Source organism: Acidimicrobiales bacterium (genome assembly GCA_036399815.1).
GTDB lineage: Bacteria > Actinomycetota > Acidimicrobiia > Acidimicrobiales > DASWMK01 > DASWMK01.
Genome location: DASWMK010000063.1, coordinates 1 through 8,237, shown reverse-complemented (window position 1 = coordinate 8,237; position 8,237 = coordinate 1). Strand labels below are relative to the sequence as shown.

The window sequence follows — 8,237 nt, the reverse complement described above, 5'->3', positions numbered from 1 at the left end:
GCACCGCCGGCGGCCCCGGCTCGCCCGCCGCCCGCCGGACCGCCCCGTCGGCCGACCCCGGCCGCTCGGCCTGCCCGTCGTCCCCGTTCGGCTGGCCGGGCGACCGCGTCGCCGGCGCCTGACCGAGCCCCGGCCCGCCGCCGACGTGAGCGCACGCCCGCCGGCACCGATGCCGGCGCCGACGTGAGCGCACGGCCGCCGGCACCGACGCCGGCGTCGGCCCGGCGTGGGCGGCGGCCGTGAAGCTGCGGATCCCCTCGGGGACGGTCGAGCTGTCGGCCTACGTGGCCGAGCCGGGCGAAGCGCCCGGCAGCGGCTGGCCCGGCGTGGTGCTGTGCCACGGCTTCCCGGTCGGGGCCGGGCGGGCGGCGACGGCCGGGCAGACGTTCCCCCAGCTGGCCGACCGGATCGCCGCCGACCTCGGCTTCGTGGCGCTCACGTTCAACTTCCGGGGGTGCGGCGCGTCCGAGGGCGACTTCTCGCTGTCCGGCTGGCTCGACGACGTGCGAGCCGCCGTCGCCCACCTCGCCGGGCGGCCCGGCGTGCGGGGCGTGTGGGTGGCCGGGACCGACTGCGGCGGGGCGCTGGCGGTGTGCGCGGCCGCCCGCGACAAGCGGGTGCGGGGCGCCGCCGTGCTCGGCGCGCCCGCCGACTTCGAGGACTGGGCCGGCAACGCCCGCCGCTTCCTCGACCACGCCCGGACGATGGCGACGATCAAGGACCCGCTGTTCCCGCCGTCGGTGGAGGCGTGGACGAAGGAGTTCCGCGAGCTGCGTCCGGTCGACGGCGCCCGGGCCCTCGCCCCCCGCCCGCTCCTCGTCATCCACGGCCGGGAGGACGAGATCGTCCCGACCCTCGACGCCCGCCTCCTCGCCGAGTCCCACGGCGCCGCCGAGCTGCGGTTCCTCTCCGGCGCCGGCCACCGGCTCCGCCACGACCCCAGGGCCGTCGCCATCCTCCTCGGCTGGCTCGACCGCCAGCGCAACCGCGCCGCCCGCCGCCCCAGGACCGCCTAGCTCCGCAGGCCCGAGGCGCCCGTCCCGCGGGTCGCCGGCACCGGGATCGCCGGGCGGCCCGGTCGAGCGGTTGGAGGTCGCCGGGCCGCCCCGTCAGCGGAGGGACCGGCGACGCCGCTCGTTCGCTGGCGGGGGATCGGTCGGCGGCCTGGTCGAGGGCACCGGGATTGCCGGGCGGCCTGGTCGCGAGGCGGCGGATCGACGGGCGGCCTGGTCGAGCGGCCGAGGATCGGCGGCGCGTCCTCGAGCGATGGGCGGCCCGGCCCAGCGCGACGGCCGCTCGTTCGACGTGCGGCGCGCCTTGCCGTCCCGGCCGACGGGGCGGCCCGGGTTGGTCCGGCGCGACTCGCCGGCGGCGTCGGGTGTCGGCGCTACTGGTCGCCGATGGCGTAGAAGAGGCCGGCCCTCGTCCCGACGTAGATGCGGCCCTTCCAGACGGCGGGGGTCGACTCGATGCAGCCGCCGAGCGTGACCGACCACAGCTCGGGCGGCTCGACGGTCGTGTCCGACACGTCGAACCCGTGGAGGGTCCCCTGGCAGTCGCCCTGGATCAGGACGTCGTCGACGACGACCGGCGACTGCCACGTCGGCCCGGGCAGCTGCTTGGTCCAGCGCACCTGGCCGGTCTCGCGGTCGATGCCCATGACCTCGCCGTCGTCGTTGGCGAAGATCACGATGTCCTCGTGGAGCGCGGGCGTGGCCCACACGCCGCCGTCGAGCCGCTCGTGGTCGGGGACCGACCACACCAGCGGGTCGTCCGGCTTCGACGGGTCGAGCTTCATCATCTGCCCGACCTCCTCCGACCGCGCCGTGCCCCGCTCGTACTCCGACCCGACGTAGAGCATCCCCTCCTCGTCGATCACGATCGACGCGTCGGTGTCGTCACCGGTCCAGAACCGGAAGACTCGCGTCGGGTCCTGGCCGTCCTTCAGCCCGCTGATGTCCCACCCCTGGACCAGCCCGCCGGAGTTGGCGAAGTAGACGGTGTTGCCGGAGATGGCGACCGAGTTCTCGATCGACACCTCGTCGTCGCCGATGTCGGCGAACAGCTGGTCGTCGAACCCGGGCGTGAAGAACACGACCTCCGGGTTCACCGTCACCTTGCCCTCGGCGTCGTAGCCCCGGTTGAGCTTGACGATGTGGAAGTAGCTGTTCTCGCCGCCCTCGAACAGGTAGTCGTCGATCACCATCGCGGAGCCGTCCCAGTCGTTGTTCCACACGTGGCCGGCGAGGGCGTCGGCGTGCAGGCTCCACAGCTCGGTCGGCTCCTCCCGGTCGAGGGCGACGATGTGGAACTCGTCGTCGCGCGAGCCGGTGTAGAGGAGCGGGAAGCCGTCCGGGTCGATCGTGACCGACCCCTTGATGATGTCGCCGGTCGGGAAGTCCGGCAGGATGCGCTCGCCGCTCACGCCGTCGACCAGGTGGACGTTGCGGTCGTAGGCGCCGAACGCCACCCAGGTGCGCCCGTCCCGCTCGAACACCGACGGCTGGCCCGTCCACCCGCTGCCGCACCAGACCTTCGCCTCTCCGCCGACCGACGACTCGGCGCACATCGCCGCCTCCGGGAACTGCCACAGCACCTGCGGGCTCTCGGGCACGGGGCCCTCGCCGTAGTACGTCCTGGTGGGGCTGCCCCGGAACGTCAGGAGCCCCTCGACCTCGTCGCTCCACGGCCGGCCGACCAGCGCCGGGTTGACCCAGCCGTCGAACGGGGGCAGCTCGGCTTCGGTCGTGGTGGTCGACTCTTCGCCGTCCTCGCCCGACCCGTCGCCCTCGTCGCCGTCGTCGCCCGAGGTGGACGACGACCCGTCGGCGTCGTCGCCGGCCTCCCGGCTGGCCGAGGCCGACTGGGCGCCGTCGGTGTCGCCGTCGTCGCCCGTCACCCAGTTGACGGCCAGCCCGGCGACGAGGACGAGCACGAGGAAGATCGAGAAGACGACGAGCCGGCGGCGCTCGTAGACGGTCACGGGGGACACGATGGCACAGGGGTGTGACAGCAACGGGTCACCGGGCGGGGGCCTGGTCGCCTCGGTCCGGCCGTCGTCGCCCGCGTGCGGGGACGGTGGCGAGCGGACCACGGGGCGCGCCGACCGGGGGCCGGCGACCAGGACGACCTGACGGATCGGCGCCGGCGCCGCCGGCCCGGACGACCGTAGCGAGAGGCCGGTTCCGCTCGCGCCGCCGGCCCGGACGACCGCAGCGAGACGCCGGTACCGCTCGCGCCGCCGGCCCGGACGACCTCAGCCAGCCAGGCCCGTGCGGCCCCTCGACGCGGCCGGCTCAGCCGGCGGGGCGGCCCTGCTTGTCGCGCTTCTGGGCCTTCATCGCCTGCTTGAACTCCCGGACGCGGGCGAGCGACTCGGCCGAGTCCACGTCGGCGACGGAGCGGGGGGTCGAGTCGGCGAACACGCCGGCGCACTCCTCCCAGCCGGGCGGGGCGATCCCGAGCCGCTTGGCCAGCACGGCGGTGAAGATCTTCGACTTCTCCTCGCCGAACCCCGGCAGCATGCGCAGCCGGTCGTAGAGCTCGGCGCCGGTCGCCGCCGTCGTCCAGATCGACGTCGGGTCGCCGAGGTAGCGCTCTACGACGTGCCGGCACAGCTCGTGGACCCGCTTGGCCATCGAGCCGGGGTAGCGGTGCAGGGACGGCTTCTCCCGGAAGATCCGGTCGAGGTCGTCGGGGTCCATCGCCGCGATCTCGACGGCGTTCAGCTCGCCGCCGAGCCGCTCCCGCAGCACGGCGGGCGACTTGAACGCCCACTCCATCGGGACCTGCTGGTCGAGCAGCATCCCGATCAGAAGGGCGAGGGGGTCCTCGACGAGGAGGCGGTCGGCCTCGGGGTCGCCGGTGACGGGGAACGTCCTGGTCGTGCCAGCCACGGCGGCAGCGTACGCGGTGCGGGTGGGGACGGCACCGGCCCGGCGGTGCCGCGCCGGCCGGCGCGGCGGGGCCACACTGGCGCCATGGACAAGCTGCGAGCGGTGCTCGCGTTCGTGGCCAAGAGCGCCTGGCGGATCGGCGTCGTCGTCGTCGGCTTCGCCCTGCTCGTCGTCGGCCTCGTGATGATGGTGACGCCGGGGCCCGGCATCCTGCTGATCATCGCCGGCCTGGCCGTGCTCGCCACCGAGTTCACCTGGGCCCAGGCCATGCTCGACCGGGCCAAGGGCGCGGCCGGCAAGGCCACCGGCGTGTTCCGCCGGAAGCGGACGACCTAGCGCCAGTCGCCAGCGAGCCCGCCCGCCGCCCGGCCCGCTACCGGCGCAGCGGGTCGGGGGCGTCGGCGTCGATGCCGTAGCGGGCGATGGCGTCGGCCACGACCTCGGGCTTCACCTCGCCGGACGCGGCCAGGGCCGACAGCACGGCGACGACCACGTTCGGGGCGTCGGTCTCGAAGAACCGGCGCAGCGCCTCACGGGTGTCGCTGCGGCCGAAGCCGTCGGTGCCGAGCGGCACGAACGGCCCCGGCACCCACCGGGCGACCTGGTCCGGCACGGCCTTCACGTAGTCGGTGACGGCCACGACCGGCCCCTCGCTGCCCGACAGCGCCTCGGTGACGTACGGCGTGCGCGGCGTCTCGCCCGGGTGCAGCCGGTTCCACCGCTCGGCGGAGAGGGCGTCCTCCCGCAGCTTCTTCCACGAGGTGGCGCTCCACAGCTCGGCGGCCACGTCGTAGTGCTCGGCCAGCTCGTCGCGGGCCTCGCGCGCCGCCTTGTGGGCGGTGCCCGAGAACAGGATCGTCGCCCGGTGCCCCGGCCCCTCGGGCGCCGCCTCCCAGCGGTAGAGGCCCGCGAGCAGGCCGTCCTCCACGCCCTCGGGCATGGGCGGCATGGCGTAGTTCTCGTTGTAGAGCGTCAGGTAGTACATGACGTCCTCGCCGTCGACGTACATGCGGCGGAGGCCGTGGCGGATGATCGTCGCCATCTCGTAGGCGAACGCGGGGTCGTAGGCCTCGACGGTCGGGAAGGCGGACGCCAGCAGGTGGCTGTGCCCGTCCTGGTGCTGGAGGCCCTCGCCGAGCAGGGTCGTGCGGCCGGCGGTGGCGCCGAGCAGGAAGCCCCTGGCCCGCTGGTCGGCGGCCGCCCAGATCAGGTCGCCCACCCGCTGGAAGCCGAACATGGAGTAGAAGGTGAAGAACGGCACCATCGGCACGCCCCTGCTGGCGTACGAGGTCGCCGCCGAGGTGAAGCTCGCCATGGCGCCGGCCTCGGTGATGCCCTCCTCGAGGAGCTGCCCGTCCTGGCTCTCCGTGTACGACAGCAGCAGCTGGGCGTCGACCGGCTCGTAGCGCTGGCCGTGGGCGGCGTAGATCTTGAACTCCCGGAACAGGGCGTCCATGCCGAACGTGCGGGCCTCGTCGGGGATGATCGGCACCACGCGGGGCCCGAAGTTCGGGTCGCGGGCGAGGTCGCGCAGCAGGCGGGTGAACGCCATCGTCGTCGACACCTCCTGCTTCCCCGAGCCCTTCTGGAGCTCCTGGAAGGGGGTGTCGGCCGGCAGGGTGAGCTTGCGCTTGGTGCGGACCACCCGGGAGGGGAGGGGCCCGTCGAGGGCCGCCCGCCGCTCCATCATGTACTGGTACTCCGGCGAGTCGGCCGGCGGGCGGTAGTACGGCGGGTTGTCGCTGTCGAGGGCCTCGGCCGGGATCTCGTCGTGCAGGTAGAGGCGGTCGCGCAGCACCCGCAGCTGCTGGTTGGTCATCTTCTTGATCTGGTGGGTGGCGTTGCGGCCCTCGACGTCGGGCCCGAGCGTCCAGCCCTTGATCGTCTTGGCGAGGATGACCGTCGGCGCGCCCTCCTGCTCGGTGGCGGCCCGGTAGGCGGCGTACAGCTTGCGGTAGTCGTGGCCGCCGCGGGGGAGCCAGCGGAGGTCCTCGTCGGAGAGGTGCTCGACGAGCTTGCGGAGGCGGGGGTCGGGGCCGAAGAAGTGCTCCCGGATGTAGGCCCCCGACTCGACGGCGTACCGCTGGAACTCGCCGTCGACGGTGGTGTTCATCTTGTTGAGCAGGACGCCGTCGCGGTCCCTGGCCAGCAGCTCGTCCCACTTCGAGCCCCAGATCACCTTGATGACGTTCCAGCCGGCGCCCCGGAAGATGGCCTCCAGCTCCTGGATGACCTTGCCGTTGCCCCGCACCGGCCCGTCGAGGCGCTGCAGGTTGCAGTTGACGACCCAGATCAGGTTGTCGAGGCCCTCCCTGGCGGCGAGGGAGATCGACCCGAGCGTCTCGGGCTCGTCGGTCTCGCCGTCGCCGACGAAGCACCACACCCGGCTGCCGCTCGTGTCGTCGATGCGGCGGTTGTGGAGGTACTTGTTGAACCGGGCGTGATAGATCGAGTTGATGGGCGACAGCCCCATCGACACGGTCGGGAACTCCCAGAAGTCGGGCATGAGGCGCGGGTGGGGGTAGCTGGAGAGCCCGCGCCCGCCGATCTCCTGGCGGAAGTTGTCGAGCTGCTCCTCGTCCAGCCGGCCCTCGAGGTAGGCCCGGGCGTAGATGCCGGGCGCGGCGTGGCCCTGGAAGTAGACGTGGTCGCCGGGGAGCCCGTCGTCCTTGCCCCGGAAGAACCAGTTGAAGCCGACCTCGTAGAGCGAGGCCGACGAGGCGAACGTCGACAGGTGCCCGCCGATGCCCTCCGCGTGCTTGTTGGCCTTGATGACCATGACCGCCGCGTTCCAGCGGATGTAGGCCCGGATGCGGCGCTCGATGTACTCGTCGCCCGGGAACCACGGCTCCTGCTCGGGCGGGACGGTGTTGACGTAGGGGGTGCTCACCGACGCCGGGAAGCCGACCTGGAGCTCCCTCGCCCGCTCCAGGAGCCTGGCGATGAGGAACCGGCCACGCGTCCGCCCGTGCGTGTCGACCACGGCATCGAAGGAGTCCATCCACTCGCCGGTCTCCTCGGGATCGATGTCCGGCAGCTGGTGGACGAAGCCGTCGATGATCATGACCCCATGCTCGCAGGAGAATGAGCCGGTGACGACCCTCGTCTACACGGATGGTGCGTGTCTGGGGAACCCGGGGCCGGGCGGGTGGGCGTGGGCGGTGCCCGACGGGCCCTTCGCCAGCGGCGCCGAGGCCAGGACGACGAACCAGCGCATGGAGATCACCGCCGCCCTCGAGGCGCTGAGGGCGCTCGAAGGGCCGGTCACGGTGGTCAGCGACTCGACCTACGTCGTCAACTGCTGGCGGGACCGGTGGTGGGAGGGCTGGCTGGCCAAGGGCTGGGTGAACTCGGCGAAGAAGCCGGTCGCCAACCGGGACCTGTGGGAGCCGATGGTCGAGCAGTTCCGGCACCGGCAGGGCCTGCGGTTTCAGTGGGTGAAGGGCCACTCGGGCGACGCCATGAACGACGTGGTCGACCGGCTGGCCGTGGAGGCCGCCACCACCCAGCAGGGCCGGTCGGGGGACCGGCCGCCCGAGGAGCTGGGGCCGGCCGACGCCGTCGTGCCGGCCGGCGGCGGGGGCGGGGGCGGCGGGGCGACGCGGCGCGACCCCCGGCTGCCGGCCGGCCGCCTGGTCGTGGTGGCCGGCCACCGCCCGCCCGAGCTCGGCGGCTACGACGAGAACCCGGTCGCCGGGAAGGTGCGCCGCCGGCTGGCCGAGATCCTCGAGGCGAAGCGGGAGCTCCACCCCGACGTCCACGTGCTGACCGGGCTCGGGCTCGGCGCCGAGCAGCTGGGCGCGGAGGCGGCGGCCGAGGCCGGCGTGCCCTACACGGCCGTCCTCGCCTTCCCCGCGTTCCACGCGCCCTGGCCGGCGGCGTCGAAGGAGCGCTTCCTCGGCCTGCTGCGGCGCGCCGCCGGCGAGGTCGTGCTCCAGAAGGAGGTGCCGGACTCGAAGCAGAAGGCCGGCGGGGCGCTGCGGCGGCGGGACGAGTTCCTGGCCAGGGCGGCCGACGAGGCCGTCGTGGTGTGGGACGGGGACGACGAGGCCGTCGGCCGCCTGGTGCGGACCTTCCACGACCGGCTCGGCGAGGAGGAGGTCTGGGTGGTCGAGCCGTGAACGTCGGCGTCGACACGGGCGGGACGTTCACCGACCTGGTGGCCGACGACGGCCGCGTCGTCAAGGTCCTGTCCACCCCGGCCGACCCGGGCACGGCCGTGCGGGCCGCCGTCGACCGGCTCGGCGCCGGCCGGCCCGGCCTGCTAGCGCACGGGACGACGGTGGCCACGAACGCCCTCCTCGAGCGGCGGGGCGGGCCGGTCGCCCTGGTCACGACCGA

7 protein-coding genes are annotated in these 8,237 nt (G+C 73.9%); 4 read left to right on the top strand and 3 right to left on the bottom strand.

All coding sequences use genetic code 11. From position 1 onward, the window contains the following. Nucleotides 1–239 precede the first annotated feature (239 nt). Entirely contained in the window at nt 240–1,016 is a 777-nt protein-coding gene (locus VGB14_04905) for an alpha/beta fold hydrolase (protein ID HEX9992248.1), read from the top strand. A gap of 371 nt (nt 1,017–1,387) precedes the next feature. On the opposite strand, the gene VGB14_04900 is transcribed toward VGB14_04905, so the two are convergent. Then, nucleotides 1,388–2,983: a PQQ-binding-like beta-propeller repeat protein gene (locus tag VGB14_04900; GenBank protein HEX9992247.1), complete on the bottom strand. Its 1,596-nt coding sequence runs from the start codon at nt 2,981–2,983 to the stop codon at nt 1,388–1,390. Between the two features lie 313 nt (nt 2,984–3,296). Further along, a complete protein-coding gene (locus VGB14_04895) occupies nt 3,297–3,896 on the bottom strand; it encodes an HhH-GPD-type base excision DNA repair protein (protein HEX9992246.1) in 600 nt (199 codons plus the stop codon). An 84-nt stretch (nt 3,897–3,980) separates the two neighbouring features. Here VGB14_04895 and VGB14_04890 point away from each other — a divergent pair, with 84 nt between their 5' ends. After that, complete coding sequence (locus VGB14_04890; GenBank protein HEX9992245.1) at nt 3,981–4,232, top strand: PGPGW domain-containing protein; 252 nt, start codon at nt 3,981–3,983, stop codon at nt 4,230–4,232. Between the two features lie 37 nt (nt 4,233–4,269). Here the strand turns inward: VGB14_04890 and aceE are convergent, their stop codons facing one another. Then, entirely contained in the window at nt 4,270–6,960 is a 2,691-nt protein-coding gene (gene aceE, locus VGB14_04885; GenBank protein ID HEX9992244.1) for a pyruvate dehydrogenase (acetyl-transferring), homodimeric type, read from the bottom strand. Nucleotides 6,961–6,988: 28 nt separating this feature from the next. Here aceE and VGB14_04880 point away from each other — a divergent pair, with 28 nt between their 5' ends. Both VGB14_04880 and VGB14_04875 read left to right on the top strand, forming a co-directional pair. Then, nucleotides 6,989–8,017, top strand: a complete 1,029-nt coding sequence (locus tag VGB14_04880; GenBank protein ID HEX9992243.1) for an RNase H family protein — start codon at nt 6,989–6,991, stop codon at nt 8,015–8,017. Then, nucleotides 8,014–8,237: hydantoinase/oxoprolinase N-terminal domain-containing protein (locus VGB14_04875; GenBank protein HEX9992242.1), on the top strand; the 224-nt coding region annotated here is incomplete at its 3' end. The genes VGB14_04880 and VGB14_04875, both read left to right, overlap by 4 nt.

What these genes read in the sequence shown, in the direction of transcription:
- VGB14_04890 (HEX9992245.1), top strand. Translation starts at nt 3,981, where the DNA reads ATGGACAAGCTGCGAGCGGTGCTCGCGTTCGTGGCCAAGAGCGCCTGG.
- aceE (HEX9992244.1), bottom strand. Translation starts at nt 6,960, where the DNA reads ATGATCATCGACGGCTTCGTCCACCAGCTGCCGGACATCGATCCCGAG.